General features: G+C 56.6%; 16 protein-coding genes. 2 read left to right on the top strand and 14 right to left on the bottom strand.

The genetic code is table 11. The annotated features are described in order from the left end of the window. Positions 1 to 7: 7 nt before the first annotated feature. Genes VOI23_RS02885 through VOI23_RS02875 form a run of 3 tightly spaced genes read right to left on the bottom strand, consistent with a single transcriptional unit; the run spans position 8 to position 5,531 of the window. Positions 8 to 2,809 carry a calcium-binding protein gene (locus tag VOI23_RS02885; protein ID WP_323781246.1) on the bottom strand — a complete coding sequence of 934 codons (2,802 nt, stop codon included), beginning with the start codon at positions 2,807 to 2,809 and terminating at the stop codon, positions 8 to 10. After that, positions 2,806 to 4,146: a glycosyltransferase family 4 protein gene (locus VOI23_RS02880; RefSeq protein ID WP_323781243.1), complete on the bottom strand. Its 1,341-nt coding sequence runs from the start codon at positions 4,144 to 4,146 to the stop codon at positions 2,806 to 2,808. Before VOI23_RS02880 ends, VOI23_RS02885 begins: the two co-directional genes overlap by 4 nt. A gap of 2 nt (positions 4,147 to 4,148) precedes the next feature. Further along, on the bottom strand, positions 4,149 to 5,531 hold the full coding sequence (locus VOI23_RS02875; protein ID WP_323781240.1) for a hypothetical protein: 1,383 nt from the start codon (positions 5,529 to 5,531) through the stop codon (positions 4,149 to 4,151). A gap of 210 nt (positions 5,532 to 5,741) precedes the next feature. On the opposite strand from VOI23_RS02875, the gene VOI23_RS02870 reads away from it, so the two are divergent. Then, positions 5,742 to 6,932: a glycosyltransferase family 4 protein gene (locus VOI23_RS02870; RefSeq protein WP_323781238.1), complete on the top strand. Its 1,191-nt coding sequence runs from the start codon at positions 5,742 to 5,744 to the stop codon at positions 6,930 to 6,932. A gap of 4 nt (positions 6,933 to 6,936) precedes the next feature. Here the strand turns inward: VOI23_RS02870 and VOI23_RS02865 are convergent, their stop codons facing one another. The 8 genes from VOI23_RS02865 to VOI23_RS02830 form a co-directional block, all read right to left on the bottom strand. Then, positions 6,937 to 7,614: a sugar transferase gene (locus VOI23_RS02865; RefSeq protein ID WP_416376497.1), complete on the bottom strand. Its 678-nt coding sequence runs from the start codon at positions 7,612 to 7,614 to the stop codon at positions 6,937 to 6,939. Between the two features lie 975 nt (positions 7,615 to 8,589). Next, a complete protein-coding gene (locus tag VOI23_RS02860; RefSeq protein WP_323781235.1) occupies positions 8,590 to 9,735 on the bottom strand; it encodes an iron-containing alcohol dehydrogenase in 1,146 nt (381 codons plus the stop codon). Beyond that, positions 9,732 to 11,114 (bottom strand): aldehyde dehydrogenase family protein, encoded by a 1,383-nt coding sequence (locus tag VOI23_RS02855; RefSeq protein ID WP_323781233.1) that lies wholly within the window; start codon positions 11,112 to 11,114, stop codon positions 9,732 to 9,734. The genes VOI23_RS02860 and VOI23_RS02855 overlap by 4 nt, the downstream gene beginning before the upstream one ends. Before the next feature lie 99 nt (positions 11,115 to 11,213). Further along, positions 11,214 to 12,578, bottom strand: a complete 1,365-nt coding sequence (locus tag VOI23_RS02850; protein WP_323781230.1) for a glutamine synthetase family protein — start codon at positions 12,576 to 12,578, stop codon at positions 11,214 to 11,216. 83 nt (positions 12,579 to 12,661) lie between these two features. Beyond that, positions 12,662 to 13,693, bottom strand: coding sequence for a TRAP transporter substrate-binding protein (locus VOI23_RS02845; protein ID WP_323781228.1), 1,032 nt, complete (start codon positions 13,691 to 13,693; stop codon positions 12,662 to 12,664). 73 nt (positions 13,694 to 13,766) lie between these two features. Then, positions 13,767 to 15,089 carry a TRAP transporter large permease gene (locus tag VOI23_RS02840; RefSeq protein WP_323781226.1) on the bottom strand — a complete coding sequence of 441 codons (1,323 nt, stop codon included), beginning with the start codon at positions 15,087 to 15,089 and terminating at the stop codon, positions 13,767 to 13,769. Between the two features lie 3 nt (positions 15,090 to 15,092). Next, on the bottom strand, positions 15,093 to 15,689 hold the full coding sequence (locus VOI23_RS02835) for a TRAP transporter small permease subunit (protein WP_323781224.1): 597 nt from the start codon (positions 15,687 to 15,689) through the stop codon (positions 15,093 to 15,095). Further along, positions 15,677 to 16,465 carry an N-formylglutamate amidohydrolase gene (locus tag VOI23_RS02830; RefSeq protein WP_323781221.1) on the bottom strand — a complete coding sequence of 263 codons (789 nt, stop codon included), beginning with the start codon at positions 16,463 to 16,465 and terminating at the stop codon, positions 15,677 to 15,679. Before VOI23_RS02830 ends, VOI23_RS02835 begins: the two co-directional genes overlap by 13 nt. A gap of 130 nt (positions 16,466 to 16,595) precedes the next feature. Here VOI23_RS02830 and VOI23_RS02825 point away from each other — a divergent pair, with 130 nt between their 5' ends. Further along, positions 16,596 to 17,468: a MurR/RpiR family transcriptional regulator gene (locus tag VOI23_RS02825; RefSeq protein ID WP_323781218.1), complete on the top strand. Its 873-nt coding sequence runs from the start codon at positions 16,596 to 16,598 to the stop codon at positions 17,466 to 17,468. A 51-nt stretch (positions 17,469 to 17,519) separates the two neighbouring features. Here the strand turns inward: VOI23_RS02825 and VOI23_RS02820 are convergent, their stop codons facing one another. The 3 genes from VOI23_RS02820 to lptE form a co-directional block, all read right to left on the bottom strand. Then, the gene (locus tag VOI23_RS02820; protein WP_323781215.1) at positions 17,520 to 18,107 is read right to left on the bottom strand and encodes a glutathione S-transferase family protein; all 588 of its coding nucleotides are present in this window, start codon (positions 18,105 to 18,107) and stop codon (positions 17,520 to 17,522) included. A gap of 71 nt (positions 18,108 to 18,178) precedes the next feature. Further along, positions 18,179 to 19,204, bottom strand: coding sequence for a DNA polymerase III subunit delta (gene holA / locus VOI23_RS02815; RefSeq protein ID WP_323781213.1), 1,026 nt, complete (start codon positions 19,202 to 19,204; stop codon positions 18,179 to 18,181). Beyond that, positions 19,201 to 19,659 (bottom strand): LPS assembly lipoprotein LptE, encoded by a 459-nt coding sequence (gene lptE, locus VOI23_RS02810; RefSeq protein ID WP_323781209.1) that lies wholly within the window; start codon positions 19,657 to 19,659, stop codon positions 19,201 to 19,203. The genes holA and lptE overlap by 4 nt, the downstream gene beginning before the upstream one ends. Positions 19,660 to 19,662 lie beyond the last annotated feature (3 nt).

The raw sequence follows: 19,662 nt of genomic DNA, 5'->3' as shown, positions 1-19,662 counted from the left end.
TCGTGGTTCAGCCGCGCGGCGCGACCGCGTAAAGCTGCCCCGGGGCGCTGTCGAATTCCAGCCGTTCCACCGATAACATCTGCACTTCGCCATCTGGGCCATCAGCCATCAGAAACGGCCCCATCCATGTGAACGCATAATCGCCCGGCGCACCGGGCAGAACGGCAGTATCGGTGCCGTCACCGCCATGCAGTGCATCGGCGCCACCATGGCTGATCAGCCAATCGTCGCCGTCACGGCCAACAAGAATGTCGCGTAACGCCGTCCCGTCAATCAGGTCCGGATCGGGCCCGCCACCGAGCGATGTTCCGTTTTGAAATGCGGAGGCGGGACGCGGATCCCAATCGGTGGGCAATTCGGCGTTATAGGTCATCAGGGTCGCCCAACGGGGATTTTCATCTTCCAGATATCGCTTTGAACCCCAACTGCCCCACTGGGATGCGTTAGAGACATCGACAAAGGCGTTGAACAACGTGCCGCCCGCCTGTTCCCAACCATCCATAACATCGCCATAAATCGCTGCCATTTCCTGCGTATAGTTGAAACGCTGGTAAAACGCGGTCAGCGCTTCGTCGTTCAGCCAAGTGCCGTGGCCGACAACATGTGTGCCGCCTTCGTACATGATCAGATCCATGTTGTTGTCGCGGGCGACCTTGGCGTGATAGGGAAACAGGTCGTCAATAAGTTCCTTTACAGAACCGGCTTTCAGCGCTTTGTAGGTCTGCTTGGTCGCCTCGCTTTCACTGATTTTCAGCCAATCCTTGATGCGGGGCGCGAATTCATCGCTGCCCATTTCAAAGCCGAAATAACCGGTTACGGCATAGGCGTCGAAGCGTGTGACCGGCGGCAGGATATTGCGGTCTTCCTGTTGCCAAAGCGGGGCTTGCAACAGGCCTTCTTCCAGTCCCGGCCAGCCTGTATGGGTGGCTATGACCCGGACCAGTCGGGTATCGGTTTCAGCCCCGAAAACATCGGTCCAGATGTCTGCGACCTGTGCTGCGCGCATCCCGGCGAATTGGAGCCAGGCATCCTTGTCCTTCTTGCCGGGCCAGCGCTGGGCGGCCTGAGCGAGCGCCCATTGCGTTTGCTCAAATCCGAAATTCCACAGCTCGTTAGAAAATTCGACATAGGCTTTCAATTCGGGTTTCAGGCCCGCTTTGACAGTTTCGGCGAACCGCCTGACATAGCTGTCATCGGCCAGATGAGGCATGTTGAACCATGGGTCGGCCCCGATTTCATTTGCCAGCCGCAGCATCAATTCCAACGGCACCCCTCGGCGTACGAAGGTGTAATCGGACAGAACCGGACGGTCGTCCCAGCTTTGGATTGTGGAATTATTGGTATTCATCCAATCCATGAACCGCACCGCACGCAAATCCGAGATCAGGGCCAGCCAGTCGGGATTAAAAACGGCACCCATTTCATGAAATGGAATGTGATTTTCATGCATAACCTGAATATTGCGGATCGGATCTTCGGCATCGATCCCGGTCAGAGACAGGGCCACCAATCCCTCGCCCGGGGTGAAGGTGAACCAGATTTCGCCGGGTTTTCTGACGATATCCTTGACCAGCCCGAGCACCTCCAGTTTGCCCTTGCCCTGATAGGTTAGCCGATATCGGCCGCGAAAACTGAGCGCTTCAACAGGCACTTCGGTCAAGATGAAGCTTTCCAGCCGTTCGACATCGTCGGGCATCCGCAGTGGCCAGCCGTTTTCATCAAGATACCCTTCCGCCTGCAACCGCGCAGAATCCCAGCCGCCCCATTCACCTTTGCGGTGGCCGATCCACGGGCGGGCCGATTTCATCAGGTCGATGAACGGGTATTGAGTGGACCAGTCGGATATACCGTTCAGCCCCATTGCCAATGCCGGGACTGCTGGATGGCCCAGACTGCGGGCGGGGGCTGAATGAGGCCGGACCGATCCCGTATGCGCCGTCGTCAGGTAAGATGCAATTTCGGTGTAATGTTGCCGTACCAACGGATGAATGCTGTCGGGCAATGTGATTTCGGCAGGTAATTGGTCCTGAAAAAGCGGACCATAGGTGATAAGCGCGGCCAGGAAATAAAGCGTCGGTGTGCCATGCGGGGCATCATCGCTGTACAGGTCCAGCGCCTGCAACCCGGACAGCGCGGTATCGGACAAAAGATCGGACAGAGTCGAGGCAACCGGAATCAGGGTCAGGTCCAGATTTGGGCGGGCTTCTTGCACTGCGTTGGCGTAATCCCGGAACCAGCCGTGGTAATCACCTTTGTTGGCTTGCAAATAGGTTTTCAGACCATCGGCATCGGGTGGAAATGCTGGCACCTTGCCTGCCATTTCCGCCCAGCCTTCGTAGATGAAAAAACGCGCTTGCGGTGTTTGACCCGCGGCCCAGTCGACCACTTTCAGTGTCGCGCTCAGAGGGCTTTCCTTGCGGGGATTGTCGCCATCGAATTTGGTGCTGGACGGTTGGTATTGAATGAAATTCGCAGGTGTTATGACGACTGCATCAAACCCGGCCTCAGCAAAGCTTTGGCGCTCGGAATTCCAAGCATTGGGCAGCGATTTGAACGACCATTGCGGTTCTGGCGGCAGTTTGCCGCTGAATTGCATCAGAAATCCCCAAGTGCCGTCAGCCGCAAATCGTTTGTCGCGCGCACGCGCAATTTCATGCAGCCAATGCGGAACCGAGGTTTCGGGACTGTCGCTGAGATGTTGAACCAGTGAATTGGCGAAGAAGAACGCCTTCAGCCCGTCGCTATCCTGTGCCCGCGAAACTTGCGGAGCAAGCAGCAGAAACAGGCTGAACAGGGCGACAAATCTCATCCGGTATCCTTTCGGGAATTTTCGGTTGCGGCAAATGGGTCCGGTCTATCCGAACGATGACCTAGAACCCAGTCATAGACTGCCAAGACCTGATCGGCTTTTCTATCCCAGGTAAAGAACCATTCGATCCTGTTGCGGGCATTTTCTCCGATCCTGGTCAATTGTTCGGGACGGGCGGCCAGTTCGGTCAAACTGTCGCGAAATCCCGCGACAATCTGATCGCGCGGGCCGATTGGAACCTTGAAGCCAGTTCCCGGTTTGACCAATTCACCGGGTCCGGCGTAATCGACGATCAGCGGAACAAGCCCAAGCGCCATTGCTTCCAACACGACGCCCCCGCCAAATTCACGCACCGAAGGGAAGGCCAGAATCTGTGATTGCGCCGCGACGCTCTGCACTTTGGTATGGTCCATCCAGCCGTGGAAAGTAACGGCGCTTTCGATCCCGTGATCGGCGACGAAGCGCTGCAAACTTTCCATCAAGGGCCCGTCACCGATCAAATCCAGTTGTAGCTGACCCGTCTGCAACAGCGGCAAAGCCGCCTCCAGCAGCATATCGGGGCCCTTATAGGGAACCAGCCGTCCGATGAAACAGGCGCGTAACACGTCCTTGACCGGGGCTGCGCGGGCGTTGAAACGGTCCGGGTCGATGGCGTTTTCGGGAATATAGACGGTTTTGTCCTGAAACCGGCTGGGGATTTCCGAACGGGTGTGGTGCGATCCCACAAGTATGGCCGCCGCATGGCGCAGCATACCGCGCCGTCCGGGCATCAATTTGTAGACCACCCGCAGATAGGACAGCCATTCCCGTTCCCGTCGCCGTTCGGCATCAAATCCCTTTGGCCATGGGACACCGCCATTCAGCGGACCAACCACGAAAGGCACACCAATTCGGGCGCATTTGCGCGCGATGGGGCTTGATATAGTCGGGCTGAGCGGGGTGACGCGATGCACCACGTCATATTTCCCCTGTCGCAATAGCGGGCCGAACTGTTTCCAGATCAGGTATTCGAAATAGGGGTAGGACAGCGCATTGATCAACTGCAAAGCCGTCCAGCCCTTGCCTTCACCCATACGCAACAGCCTGCCCAGGGTCCATAGGGGGCGGGCGACGGTTTCGGAGTCAATGGCGGTGAAATCGCGCCCTTCAACCAGACCCGCGCGCAGAAACGCATCGCGATTCCGGATTTGGGTGACGATATGGACATCGGCCTTGCGTCCAATGGCGCGGGCCAGAGACCATCCCACCAGCGGCACGCTGACCCATTCGGGGTTGGCGGCCTCGGCGATGATCAGAACGCGCAAGGGATGGGGAACGGGGGAAGTCTTGGCCAGCATGGTTACATTATGCTTCGTAATTTCATTTTCGGCTCTTTGTGCGCCACCGCCGACGTTTCCGCATACCCCAGCAATGCCCCTGCCATCAGCCAGGTAATTGGCGTCAGCGTCGCATTTGGCATCAGATCCAGAACATTAACACCCAGAAGCAGGCACATGCCCCCGACAAAGGGGGGGATAATTGCTGTTCGGTCGTTGCGGTATTTTGTCCAGAGCAGGAAAATCGGTGAAGTCATCAACAGGAATTGGGCGAAAAAACCGACCCAGCCATATACGCCGAGGGTAATAACCCACAACCCGTCCGTCACAGTCATGATACGCCCGGTCACTGGATCGAGAATATGATTGCGCCCCCAGCTGCCCCAGCCGAGAATCGGCCGTTCCAATGCGCGGTCCAGCAGAACGTTTTCGTTTTCCAGGCGGAACTGCAGCGATCCGGCGCGATCTGCATCGAACCGGGCGGCCTGTTCCAGAATTTTGGCTTCGGGTATCAGATGGGCTGCTTTGAGTGTCGGATAGGCTAAGGCCAATACAGCCAGTACGACCGCGATCCGCAGTTGTAGCGCAGCGGGTATGACCAGCAGCAAAGGCAGCAGGAACATCGCATAAATGATCGAACCGGCTGATTTACACAGGACAAGAACCGTTGCCATATAGATCATTGCGATGATCAGCATCGCCTTTTTCGGGCCGGTTTCGGATCGGAACAGGATTGTCATCGATACCAAAGCTGTCATGGCAAAAAAGGCCACCCACAGACCATGATACAGGAAAACGATGGGCCGGAACCCGCCATAGCGCACCATCTGCTCGAAACTGTGCTGAAAATAACCGTAGACCCAGACATTCAGTTGTGGGCTTAGCCGAACCTCGAGCAGCATCGGCAGAGAATAGACAAGACCGGCGACGCTCAGCGCGATCAGCAGTTCTTTCAGATTTCGATCACTGGCTAGAAATGCCCGGGCCAGCAGCATCGGTGTAATCAGGATGAATTGTTGCAACACCAGTGACACCGCGTCCTTGATCCCCATGCCCGGAAGGCCAACGCGGCCATAAAACACAGGATCAAGATTGCTCAACGTGGTCAGGACCGGAACGCAGACAAAGGCGATCACGGCGGCGGTTGCCAATTTGCTTTCTGGCAGGAGCCGAAATTTGCCGCGATACATGATCAGGCATATCAAGAGCACCGACAAGCTGGGCAACGTTTCCTTGGTCATCGGTGGAACCAGCGGAAAATCGAATGCCGCTGGCGGTGGTGGAAGGAACAGATAAGCCAGAATCAGACTGGCCAGCAGGGCGCGACCGACCGGGAAAGTGCGAAACAGCCCGACAGAAACAAGAGGCCACAGCCCCAAAACCAGAAATGCAAATGCGTTTGGCATTCAGCGCCTGTTTTGTCCTCTTGGGGTCAAAGTCACATTCTGACCCAGTTTCTTTCACATAGTTTACGTGATCTGTTTATAGTCACCTTAGGGCAGAATGATGGCGGTTCGGCGTTTTTGATGAAATATTTTCGAATTTTGTCAGGTTTGTCGGCCGAGCCTCCGTTTAACAGGACTAAATAAGATCGCGGACCGGCAAAGAATTTGACTTTGGAAAATGCTTCTTCACCCAAAAGCCCACTCAGGGTCGCGTATCTCTGCGATGCCGACCCGCGTGATCGGAACCTCTATTCCGGCGGCAATGCGCGGCTGTTCGATGCACTGAGCACCCGGTTCGAAAACATCCACATACTGTCGCAGGGATGGGGATGGGCCGAACCTGTCCGCCGATTGGTTCTTGCGTTGCCTGAGCCGATTATTCTGCGCGCTAAATGGCGGCTGCATCTGCTGCTGTCATCGGTTATCGCCCGGGCCGTGCGGAAGGAACTGGAACAGCAGCAATTCGACGTGTTGTTTTGTGCTTACAGTTTTCATTCGCTGTACGGTCTGAAACCGTCCTATCCGATCACGACGGTGTTCACCTCTGACGCGACCCCGTCGGTTTATAAACACTCTGAAATCGGTCAGGCATTCGACAGCTTTTTCAGTCTGTCGCGCAAATTCGACCATTTGATTGTGAAGGCGGAAACACAGGTGTTTCAATCAACGGATCTGCTGCTTTGGCCGTCGAACTGGATAAAGAACGATGCCGAAAAATGGTTCGAGCTGACACCCGGCCACAGTCAGGTCGTGCCTTGGGGCGCTAATTTTCCCGATCCGGGTATCCTGTCTGATGCACCGCAGCTGGTGGCGGGCAATCCGGTCAGAATTCTACTGGTGGGACGGGATTGGTTCGCCAAGGGCGGTCCGATAACTGCCGAAACGGTTCAGTTGTTGCGGGATCAGGGCGTCGATGCCCGGCTGACCGTGGTGGGGTGTACGCCGCCCGAAACCGGATTGGGGGACGCGCTAAGGGTTTATCCGTCCCTGGACAAGTCCAAGCCGGACGAGATGAAGCTGTTTCAGGATCTATATCGGCGGGCGCATTTCATGATGATGCCGTCCTTTGAATCCTATGGATTTGCGTTCTGCGAAGCTTCTGCCTATGGCTTGCCGTCGCTCTGCGCCGATGTAGGGGGCGTTCCTGTGTATGATGGGATTAATGGTTTTGCTTTGCCAACCGATACCGGGCCGGGGGCTTATGCCGAAATTGTGCAAGAATTTTTAGCGGCGCCTGAACGCTATGACGCGCTTAGACAATCGACCCGGCGCGAATATGAAGAACGTCTGAATTGGGACGCATGGGCGGATCGCACCGCCGCGCTGATCGAAGCGGCGGTTGCAGCGCGTAATGCGTCATAGCCGATCAATGACCGGTGGCTGACATTACCACCGAAACGGTTGCCAAAAGGACTTTGATATCGGTCCCGACCGACAGATCGCGGTGATAGGCAGCGTCGAATTGGGCGCGGTCGCGGAAGCTGCTTTCGTTGCGCACTGAGGTCTGCCAATAACCGGTGATACCGGGCAGCATGTCGTAATATTCGGTCCCGGGATAAAGGATGCGCTGTTCGCACATCATCGGACGCGGGCCGACCAGTGACATTTCACCTTTCACCACGTTCCACAGCTGCGGCAGTTCATCCAGAGAAGTCTGGCGGATCAGTTTGCCGAAACGGGTAATCCGGGGATCGTGGCGTAGTTTCTGGTTTGCATCCCATTCGCGGCGGGCATCGGGGTTGTCCGCCAGGTATTGTTTCAGGGCCGCGTCAGCATTGGGGGTCATGCTGCGCAGTTTCCACATCCTGTACACCCGGCCGTTACGGCCTACGCGATTCTGACAGTAAAAAGGTGATTTGCCATCCAGCGCGATGACCGCGGCCAGCAGCACAATCACCACTAGGACCGTGGGAGCCATCAGCAAAACCAAAGTCAGATCAAGAGCGCGCTTTCCCGCAATGCGGTACATACCGGTCGGCTGATGATGAAGCGTCGCCTTGTTCGGAGGCATATTGGTTTTGGCAGCTTGCAGAGCCGTAGTCATATGCATGTTCATATTAACCCCCCCAGGGTTTTCAGCGCAGCAGATGCAAACCAACGCGCATTCGCGCGGCACGCAAATCTTGTGTCCGGTGACGCAAATGCATCTCCGGTCGGTGTTTCCAGTTTGTCTGTCTTGACTGCAGGCAGTTAGGCAGTTCCTGCCCGGCAGCTGTATTCTACTGGTTCAAATACTCTTCTCGCCATTCCAGTGTATCGGTACTCCACCATTCGATTTTGAGCAGAGTTTGGCGAAAATTTTCCCCGTATTTGAACCAATCAATAGGTATGTTTATGCAGATTAAACCGAATTCAGTCAATGAGATCAGGCGGTTTGCAACCTACACGGAGCTCTAGTCGGAATGTACTGGTTGTAGGGATTTCGGACTGTTTTGAAGATTTTTTTGGTTAACAATATCGGTCGAAACGGTCGAAGTTATTGCCTTCCAGAGCCGTAAGATCACGTATCGCGAAATTCGCTCTGACCAAATTTTGACAGTATTGCCAGGCGGACTGTGGATAAAACGAAAACAATCGAGGCTGAGAATTCCCGTTGACTGAATAGGGTAGACAATACCTTGCTCTTTTATCGTGTTTTGGTGTTTTCGAAGTTTCCCACTTCGGGCATGAAATTGACAGGAGATGTCAAAATCCCAAGCTCTCTTTCGACCTCGATCTAGGCGGTTCGATCTATGGACCAGTCGGTTAGGCCAGAAAGGCACATGCCGGATTCGAGCCACATTTTAAAAGATTACAACTTAAAGAGGATGCTTTGCGGGAAACAGTTCCATGAGTTTGGGTGGATTGTCCGAATTAGAGGGTCAAAATGATCATAAGGTGATTCGAAAAACACCCAAAAGAGAGGAATTTGAGGTGGAATCTGGGCGGGTCCCGCCCAGATTCGCTTCTTCCGCCTTGACGGTGGCGGGAACGGGCAGATCAGACGTCGAAAAGGCGGGGCGTACCCCGCCTTTCGATATCAGAGGCATGCCTCGAACAACGCTTGGGTATTTTCGGCGGTCATCTCTACTGGATTACCGCCGGTGGAAGGATCGGCGAGGGCACCTTGGACCAGTGCCGCGATATCCGGATCGGTCACCCCCAGTTCCGTCAGGTTCGCCGGAATGCCAAGAGAGGCGTTCAGTTCGCCAACAAGCGCATAGAAGCCATCAAAGCCACCTTCGATCCCCAGATAGGCTGCGGCCCGCTCGATCCGCTCTTCGATAGCGGCCCGGTTGAAGCGCAGCACTGGCTGCATGACGACCGCATTGGTGGTGCCATGATGGGTGTTGTACATCGCCCCGATTGGGTGGCTTAGCGCATGGATCGCGCCAAGTCCCTTTTGAAACGCCACCGCGCCCATTGCAGCCGCCGCCATCATCTGACCGCGGGCCTCGATGTCAGTGCCGTCCTTATAGGCGCGAGGCAGGTATTCCTTGACCAACCGCAGACCTTCCAGCGCGATACCTTGCGACATCGGATGGAAGTGCGGGCTGCAATAGGCTTCCAGGCAATGGGCGAATGCATCCATCCCAGTGCCCGCGGTAATCGCGGGTGGCATACCTACTGTCAGTTCCGGATCGGATATTACCACCGTTGGCAGAACCTTGGGGTGGAAGATGATTTTTTTGGCATGCGTTTTGGAATTGGTCAAAACGCTGGCGCGTCCGACTTCCGATCCGGTTCCGGCGGTCGTGGGCACTGCGATAATCGGCGCGATGGCATCGGCATCGGCACGGGTCCACCAATCACCTACATCTTCGAAGTCCCAAACGGGTCGGGTCTGACCGGCCATGAAGGCCACCATCTTGCCCAGATCCAAACCCGAGCCGCCGCCAAAAGCGATCACCCCGTCATGACCGCCGTCTCGATAGACTTTCAGGCCCGCCTCAAGGTTGACCTCGGTTGGGTTTGGGTCGACTTCGGAAAAAATCCCCCGTCCCAGACTTGCGGCCTCCATGATATCCAGCGTTGCCGCGCAGATAGGTAGCGGCGCCAGCCCCTTATCGGTCACCAGAAGCGGTTTCGTGATCCCGGCAGCCGCACAGGCTTCGGGCAGTTCCTTGATACGCCCCGCCCCGAAGCGGATGGCGTTGGGATAAGACCAATTTGCAGTCAGCGTCATTGCTGTTTCCTCAGATGATAGGATTTCGGGCGGGTCAGGTTGTGATAGCCAATCACTGACAGGCCTCCGCCACGGCCTGTGTCCTTGCACCCGGTCCAACACAGGCCCGGATCCAGGTAATCGGCACGGTTCATGAAAATGGTGCCGGTTTCGATCTGCTGCCCGATGGCTTCGGCGCGGTTGATATCCGCTGTCCAAAGCGACGCTGTCAGGCCATAATCGCTGTCATTCATCAGCCGGATGGCTTCGGCGTCGTCCTTGACCTTCATGATGCCTACCACCGGGCCAAAGCTTTCTTCGCGCATCACCCGCATGTCGTGGGTCACGTCGATCAGTATCTGCGGCATCAGGTAGGCACCGCCATCCTGGGGAAACAGTTCTGGAGCGATAAGCGGCTTCGCCCCCGCTTCGATCGCTTCGGCGGTCTGGGAGCGCACTTCGTTGGCAAACCGCGTCTGTGCCATCGGGCCCAAAGTAGTTTCCGGGTCCATCGGGTCGCCCAGCTTGTACCCCTCGACGATCTTCACCGCTTTTTCTACGAACGCGTCGAACAGGCTTTCCACCACGTAGATGCGTTCGATCCCGCAACAGCACTGGCCGGAATTGAACATCGCCGCATCAATCAAGGTTTCGACCGCAGCGTCCAGATCGGCGTCTTCCATGACATAGCCCGGATCCTTGCCGCCAAGTTCCAAGCCGACTCCGGTGAATGTCCCAGCTGCGGCCAGTTCAATCGCCCGACCACCGCCGACCGACCCGGTGAAATTGACAAACCCAAAGCTTTTCGCCGCGATCAGGTCGCTGGTTACGTCATGGTTCAGGAACACGTTCTGGAACACGTCCTCGGGGATGCCCGCCGCGTGAAACGCCTGCGCCATCCGTTCCCCCACCAACAACGTCTGGGTAGCGTGTTTCAGCAGCACGGCATTGCCAGCGATCAACGCCGGCGCGACGGTGTTGATCGCGGTCATGAACGGATAATTCCATGGCGCGATAACCAGAACCACCCCATGAGCTTCGCGCGCGATGTAGCGTTTGAACGTGTCGCTGTCTTCCAGCGCAATCGGGGCCAGTGCGTCGCGGGCAATTTGGGCCATGTAATCGGCGCGTTCCTTGAAACCGCCGAATTCGCCACCATAGCGGATCGGCCTGCCCATCTGTCGCGCCAGTTCCGGCACGATGTCGTCATTCAGAGCGCCGACATTCTCGACGCCTTTCATGACCAGCGCGATCCGTTCATCCAAAGGGCGCGCTGCCCAGGCTTTTTGCGCGGTTGTCGCTTTCGCGACTCCCTGTTTGGCCGCCTCGAAGCTCAATACCTCTCGCTCGGCCACCACCGATCCGTCAATCGGCGATATGCAAGTCAGTTTCTGGCTCATGCCAAATACTCCAGGTTCGAAGGGAAATTACTTCCCGTTTCATCTTGGTCAAAAAAAATCCCGCCGGGGACGCGCTGCGACAGCCACGGGGTGTTCCGGTCAGGCGCGTTCGAACCCCCGACGCAATTCATAATCGGTCACTGCGGAATCGAAATCTTCCTGCTCGACCTCTGCCGCACGGGTATAATGGTCGACTACCCAATCCCCCATCGCGGCGCGCAGCAATTTGGAATTCCGCAGGGTCTCGGTGGCATCGCGCAAAGAATGCGGTATTTCGACCACCTCGGCGGTTTCATAGACGTCGCCGGTGATCGGTGGCGCAAGTTCCAGCCCCTCTTCGATCCCGGCCAATCCAGCGGCCAGCAGCGCGGCCATCGCCAGATAGGGGTTCAGATCCGAGCCACCTATGCGGCATTCGATCCGCACCGCTTTACTGCCTTCGCCGCAAAGACGGAACCCGGCGGTGCGGTTGTCTACCGACCAAACGGTTTTTGTGGGGGCAAAACTACCTTTCTGGAACCGTTTGTAGCTGTTCACGTAAGGTGCCAGAAAACAGGTAATGTCGGGCGCGTACTTGATCTGACCGGCGACATAGCTGCGCATCAGATCAGACATGCCGTGCTCGGCCTCGGGATCGAAGAACGCATTCTTTCCATCTTTCCACAGCGATTGATGCACATGGCTGGACGATCCAACCCGGTCGGCTTGCCATTTCGGCAGAAAGCTGGCGGCATGACCCTGCTGCCATGCGATTTCCTTGGTCGCATGTTTGGCAATCGCATGGTGATCGGCGGTGGCCATCGCAGGGCCGTACTTGATATTCAGTTCTTCCTGACCGGCTTCGGCTTCGCCCTTGGTGTTTTCCACGGGAATTCCGGCGGCATAAAGGTGATTGCGCAAGGGGCGCATGATCGCCTCTTCCTTGGTGGTTTGGAAAATATTGTAGTCTTCATTGTAGTCCGAAATCGGCGTCAGATCGCGGAAACCCGATTTGGCGATCTCTTTGAAACTCTTCTCAAACAGGAAAAATTCCAGCTCGGTTGCGGTATAGGGGGTCAACCCCATCGCTTCGGCTCGCGCGATCTGCTTTTTCAGAATGGTGCGCGGTGCGTGTTCGACTTCTGCATGGGAATGGTGATCCAGCAGATCGCACAGCACCATTGCGGTGCCTTCAAGCCACGGCATTGGCCGAATCGTACTCAGATCGGGCTTCATGATGTAATCACCATATCCGGCCTTCCAACTGGTTGCGGCAAAGCCTTCTGGGGTCGCCATTTCCAGATCGGTCGCTAGCAGGTAGTTGCAGCAATGGGTTTCTTCCCAGGCGTCGTTGACGAAATGATGGCCGACGAAGCGCTTGCCCATCAGGCGGCCCTGCATATCAATGGTGCAGGCCAGAACGGTGTCGATGGTGCCGCTTTCCACCGCGTTTTTCAGGTCCTCGAAAGTCATCAGTCCTGGCATGTCATGGCTCCTCTGCCTTGTCTCAGTCGAGCCGCAGCCCCGGCAGAACCGGGGCTACGTGTCTTGTCGGGAAATGGATACCCTTAGCCGTAGCGGTAAGGACGGCCCGCTTTTTCCATATCCGCGTTATACTTCTTGAAGATTTCGACAACCTTCGCCTTGGTTTCGGATTCAGCCGCGATTTCATCCCAGAAGGTGTGTGCCGCAGACTCGACTTGGGCCCATTCTGCATCGGGGATCGAAGTGAGCTGCATCTTGGTGCCATCGACACGCAGATTGGCTTCGCCGCCCCAGTACCACCACTGACGATAATAATGCGACTGTTCCATGCAAGTGGCCAGCAGCAGTTTCAGATCTTCCGGCAGTTCTTCATACCGGCCCATATTGGCAAAGAAATGGCCAATCCAGGCGCCCGAGATGTTGTTGGTCAGGAAGTAGTTGGTCACGTCGGCCCAACCCACGGTGTAGTCTTCGGTGATGCCCGACCATGCGATCCCATCCAGTTCGCCGGTCTGCACGGCAACCTCGATATCTTCCCACGGCAGGGTGACCGGGACGACGCCGAACTGCGACAGGAAGCGGCCAGCGGTGGGGAAGGTAAAGACGCGCTTGCCTTTCAGATCGGCCAGGCTGTTGATCGGGTCCTTGGTGGCGAAATGGCAGGGGTCCCAGGATCCGGCGCTGATATGCTTGACGCCGACCTTGGCGTATTCTTCGCCCCAGATTTCATTCAGCCCGTATTTGTTGAACAACACCGGCACATCGAGGCTGTAGCGCGACGCAAACGGGAAGTATCCACCAAAAACGGTTACTTCGGTGGGTGATGCCATCGAATCGTCATCCGATTGCACTGCGTCAATCGTGCCGCGCTGCATCGCTTGGAACAATTCGCCTGTGGGGACCAGCTGATCGGCGAAGAACAGTTCGATCTGCATCCGGTCGCCGGCGATTTTGTTGAAGGTATCAATGGCAGGTTTCACCACATGTTCGGCCAATGCCGGACCGGCATAGGTCTGCATCCGCCATTTGATGGTCGATTGCGCCAGGGCGGGGGTTGCCAGGGCGGCGGGGGCGGCGGCTGCGGCCCCGGCTAGGAACTTACGTCTGGTGGTCATGTTCTCTCTCCTATTGGTTCAAGTTCGACAGGCTTTGCCTTTGTTATTGGACGCTCCATTTGTCGGAGTTCTGTCAGTTTCCGTAAACATATTCGGGCAGCCACAGCGCGATCTGCGGGAAGACCATGATCAGGATCAGCGCCGCGATCATCACCAGCACAAAGGGTAGGATGGACCCGTAAATATCTCTCAGTGTGATTTCCGGTGGGGCCATTGCCCGCATCAGGAACAGGTTATAGCCGAAGGGCGGTGTCATATAGGCGATCTGGGTGGTGATCGTGTAAAGCACACCATACCAGATCAGATCGAACCCCAGCGCGTTGACCAGTGGCACATAAAGCGGTGCGACGATCACCAGCATCGCGGTATCGTCCAGAAATGTACCCATGACGATGAAGCTTAGCTGCATCAGGATCAGGATCATCCAGGGGCTCAGCCCCAGCCGTTCGGTGAACAGATCCTTGATCGCGTTCACCGCACCCAGACCGTCGAAGACCGCGCCAAATCCCAACGCGGCCAGGATGATCCACATGAACATGCACGAAATTGCAAGTGTCTGGCGCACCGAGACCTCGAACACGTCCTTGGTCATCCGGCGTTTCAGTACAGCGGCCATGAAGGCGGTCATCGCACCGATTGCAGAACTTTCCACCAGGCTGGTCCAGCCGTTTACGAAGGGCACCATCATCGCCGCAAAAATCACCAAAGGCAGAATTCCAGCGCGCAGAAGGCGCATCTTTTCGGAAAACGATACATTGCGTTCTTCAGGCGGCAGGACCGGGCCCAGAGCGGGGTCAATTTTGCAGCGGACATAGATATAGATAATGAACATGGTCGCCATCAGCAGTCCGGGCATGACCCCGGCCAGCCACAGCTGGCCCACCGGTTGCCGTGCGATCATGGCATACAGCACCAGAACAACCGAAGGCGGCACCAGAATGCCCAGACTCGATCCGGCCTGAATCACGCCGGTCACCATTTTCTTGTCATATCCGCGCCGCAGCAGTTCGGGCAACGCAATGGTCGCCCCGATAGCCATGCCAGCAACGCTAAGCCCGTTCATCGCAGAAATCAGCACCATCAACCCGATGGTCCCGATCGCCAGCCCGCCCGAAACCGGTCCCATCCAGACATGGAACATTTTGTACAGATCGTCGGCGATTTTGCTTTCTGACAACACATATCCCATGAAGATGAACATCGGCAGCGTCAGCAGCGGATACCATTTCATCAGTTTCATCGCCGAGGAAAACGGAATATCGGCCCCGCCCGGTCCCCAAAGCAGGATCGCGGCCAAAGCGGCCACGCCGCCGATGGCCCCGAATACGCGCTGGCCGGTAAACAGCATCAGCATCATGGTGGCGAACATGAAGATGGCGATCATCTCATATGACATGCGTCAAATCTCCTGTCCGCGAATGCGGGCGATGTCTTTGAAAAATTCGGAAAGCGCTTGCAGCAGGATCAGGAATATTCCCAGAACCATGATCAGTTTGATCGGCCACAGCACGGGCCGCCATGCGGTGGGGCTGCGTTCGATATAGCCCATCACCTCTTCTGCCCCGGCCGGTCCGCCGGTGAAAAAGGCGGTGATCAGGTCGATGGCGAATTGAAACGGATGGCCGGTGAAATGGCCCAAGGAATAGGTCAGCGAATTGAACGCACCGTAAAGCAGGATGCTGAGGTAAAACACCAATACCATCACGGTGAAGGCATCGAACCAGGCTTTTTTGCGATGCGACCAACCATGATAGAACAGGTCCATTCGCACATTCGATCCCAGCTGGATCGAATAGGGGCCGCCCAGAATGTAGTAGGAAACCATCGCGAATTGCGCCATTTCCAAGGTCCAGAGCGAAGGCAACAGAAAAGTCTTGGAAATCGATGACCACAGCAGGATGCCGACCATGATGAAAATTCCATACATCACGATCCGGCCCAGACGGTAGTTGATCGCATCTACCCAGCGGATATATCCGAGGATCAATCTTGGCATGGTGCCTCGCTTTGTGGGGTGGTGATACCGTAATCGGCCATGGCGTCGGTAATCCAATGCGCCAGCATTCCCGCCATGGCCTGCTGGCTTTCGGAATCGGGGATCAGATCGTTGCGGATTTCCAGCATCACGTTCAGCATGCCGCGTGGGATTGCGTGAGCTTTCAGTGTATGGGTCACACCGTGTTCGGGCCCATAGGGATCATTTCGCCGAACATCCAGTTGCGTATGGTCCGCCACTTTGTTCAGCATGGCATCGGCGAAACGGCTGTCCGCGTCGTTCAAAACGCCGATTTCGACATCGCGCATCCGGTCGAAATATATCGGTGTGAAGCTGTGGATGGTGATCAGAACTTTCGGCACTTGCTGATCAAGCAGAACCCTCATCGCATCGCGAAACGGATCGTGAAACCGAGACACGCGCTCTGCGCGCTGGGCATCGGTTAGGGTCTGGTTTCCGGGGATGTCGTAAATTTCGCTTTTCTCGGGAACCGCATCAGTGGCGTCCGGCGGGCGGTTGCAATCAAACAGCAGCCGGGATGCCGCGCCATGGATCAGCACCGCGTTAAGCGTGGTCGCAAGTGTCTGCGCCACCGGCAAAGCGCCCGGGTCCCAGGCGACGTGGCTTTGACGCACCGTTTCATTCAGGCCCAGCCCGGCGAAGCCGTCGGGAATAGTATTGCAGGCATGTTCACACACGACAACCACTGGCGAGGCCCCTTTCGGGGTCTGAACCTTGACTGCTTCGTTTTCGAAGGTCAGCGCAGCACCGTGCATGAATTTTTCCGTCCCAGTTATTTTGAAAACAATTCTTCATGTTACATCGACCTGTCAATTGGGTTTCTGAAAAAATTTCTTCACGGACTGTCGCTCTGTCGATATAATAAGCAAAAACCGGGGATAGATTTTGAACGATGTGCCCAAAACGATTGCGGAACGCCTGCAATCAGCTTTTGACGACCTGACCCGTGCCGAACGGCAATTGGCGGATTCGTTGCTGACAGGTTACCCGGTTTCCGGTCTTGGGTCGATAACGCAAGTCGCAAAGGCGGCGGGCGTTTCCACTCCGACGGTCGTCCGCATGGTGCAAAAGCTGGGCTTTACCGGCTTTCCGGCTTTCCAGTCTGCCCTGCGGCGCGAACTGGAGGCACGGATTTCTGATCCGATTACCAAGCATGACACTTGGGTGGAAAAGGCGCCCGATGCCCATATTCTGAACCGCTTTACCGATGCGGTGATGGGAAATATCCGGCAAACTCTGACCCAGATCGATCCCGACATGTTCGATCGGGCCTGCGAGATGCTGACGGAACTGGACCATTCGGTGCTGGTTGTGGGGGGAAGGATCACCCGATCACTGGCCGACTACTTTTTCATGCATATGCAGGTGCTGCGGCCCAATGTGACGCATATTCAGTCGATGTCGAATGCCTGGGTGCATTACCTGTTGGATATCAAACCCGGCGATGTCGTGGTGATTTTCGACGTGCGGCGCTATGAAAACGCCACGCTGCGTCTGGCTGAAATGGCACGGGAAAAGGGCGCGCGGATCATTTTGTTCACCGATCAATGGCGGTCGCCGGTACATGAGTTTTCCGACTGCACCTTTTGCGTCAGGATTGCGGTGCCCTCCGCCTGGGACAGCACGGTTACATTGATGCTGATTCTGGAAGCAATGATCGCCGAAGTTCAGGAACATACCTGGGACAGTTCGCGCCAGAGAATGGAGGAACTGGAAGACATGTTCGACCGTACACGGTTTTTCAGGAAGTTCACCTAAGCGTCAGGCCGGAGTCCGAATTTGACCACGAACCCCGGATTGAGAGCCGGATCACGCTTTTCCAGACGCTCGCTGATAAGCGTCGCGTGACCGCATCGCCTTGGCATAAGAGGACAATTTTTCCGGTGCGGCGGGGAATTTTGCCCCGAATGCCCAGTTCAGGCAATTGGTCAGGATGATATCTGCGATGGTCATGGTTTCACCCATCACAAATGGTCCTTCGAACCGGTCAGCCATGTGACCGATATTGCGCTCGTATTCCCATTTCAGGCTATCGATCACCGCGGGGACCCTGCGGTTTTCGGGATGAATGAACTTGTGTCGGGTCGCCATCCATAAAACGCCGTCGATTTCGTCGATGATCTGATGGGTCACCGCATCCTGCCGGGCCCTTTCAAGAGTTCCGGCGGGGAAGGTCATCTGCCCATGTTTATCCGCAAGATAGGTCATGATCGCAGTCGAATCCGTTATCACCTGACCCCCAACGCGCAGCGCGGGGACCTTGCCCGAAGGGTTGCAATCCAAGGCTTCTGGCGAATGCGGTTTGGCGGGGATGTTGGTATAGGGCTGGCCCAGTTCTTCCAGCAGCCACAGTACCCGAAAGGCGCGGCTGGTCGGATGGCCTATCACTTCGTACATTTCATTTCCTCCCTGTTTGGTTCAGCAGACTGCAAAACGGGGCGGCATTCCAGCAGAACGCTTCGTAACACTTATCTTCCAGCCAGCATCGCCAGCCGGATCAACATTCGTTCAACCAGCGCCATGGCCGGTGCGCGTTGCCCGGCCGAACGCAGTTTCAGATCGGTGTCGGTCAGGATCGTAAGCGCGGTTTCCAGCTTGGCCGGACCCCAGCCCTGGGCCTGACGAATCATCCTGTCGCGTCTGGGACCATAGATCGGTGGACGCATCCGGGCGACGCCCTGCGCCGCGCCACCCGGGTCGGCTGCGGCTGCGTAAAGTGTGCGGAAATGGCGGGTGGCGCTGATACAGAGGCTGACAGCGTTGATCCCCTGAGCCTTCAGTTTGTTCAGGATCGGACCAATTTCGCCCGACCGTGCTTCGGCCACGATGTTGAGAATATCGTCGAGCGCGGCATCGGTGGTGGCAGGCGCACATGCGGTGACATCTTCGGAATTGGCCGGGCTGGGATCGTTCAGTTTGTAAAGCGACAGCTTTTCCAGTGTTTGACGGAAATCGCCCGGCGACAATTCGCGCGACAGTGTGGTCAAATCGGTCATTGCCTGCGGGTCGATCTGGGTCAGGCCAGACCGGGCCAGTTCCGCCTCGATCTCTTCGCGCGAGGGCGGGTCGTCATAAAGCCCTACCGCATAGGCGTTGGAATGATTTTCAAACAGCTTACGCAGCTTGGATGTGGCCTTGAGTTGCCCGGCGGTGATGATGACCTGTGCGTCGCCCGCAGTCCAATCCTGCAACGCATTGACCACCGCAGGGGCGATCGCATCGGTTGCGTCTTCGACAAAGGCCACGCGCGGTCCGGGGAAGAAGCTGATCGCCTTGATCGCATCCAGCAACATCGCCGGATCCTTGCGCAGTTCGGCCCCGGGAATACGGCTCAGCCGCATTTCCTCTTCGCCATTCGGACCCAGCAGCGCCTCGATCACCTCTTGTCGTTTCAGCGCCACCCGCATCGCATCGGCGCTGTAAATCAGCAGCCCGGTCCGCGCCGGATCGGGCTTGGTGAAATAGCGATTGGCGTCTCGGCCGGTCAGTTTCATTGGGTCAGGCCTGGCGACGCAGCGATCAATCGGGTGACGATCTGGTCAGCGAGGATTTTTGCCAGCCGTTCATGCGCATCGCGTTCCGCGGCCAGTGTCGCTACGGTGGTGCCGGTCGTGGAATAGCCGGTGAACTGATTGACGCTGCCTTGGGTCATGATCATCTCTGACGCCGTGTCGGTCAGGGCGTAATCGGCATGGCCGACAAGATTGAATCGCGTGGTAATATTGGTCGCTGAAATCGCCATCCGCTCTTCTTGTACATTGAGCGTGTAGCTGAGCGTATAGCGCGTGTCATTCGGGCGCCCCAGCCGGGTTTCAATTTCCCGCACAAGGATTTGTTCGTCGCGGGTCTGCGGGGCCGCAACGGCGATGCTGTTCAGCAGCACATTGCCCGGCCCGCCAGTGCCGTAAACTGGCGCAAAGCCGCAGCCCGTCAGGACCGCGACCGCCATAAT

Source organism: Thalassovita sp. (assembly GCF_034670005.1).
Taxonomy (GTDB): domain Bacteria; phylum Pseudomonadota; class Alphaproteobacteria; order Rhodobacterales; family Rhodobacteraceae; genus Thalassobius.
The sequence above is the reverse complement of the archived record's forward strand: the minus strand, read 5'-3'. Positions and strand labels throughout refer to the sequence as shown.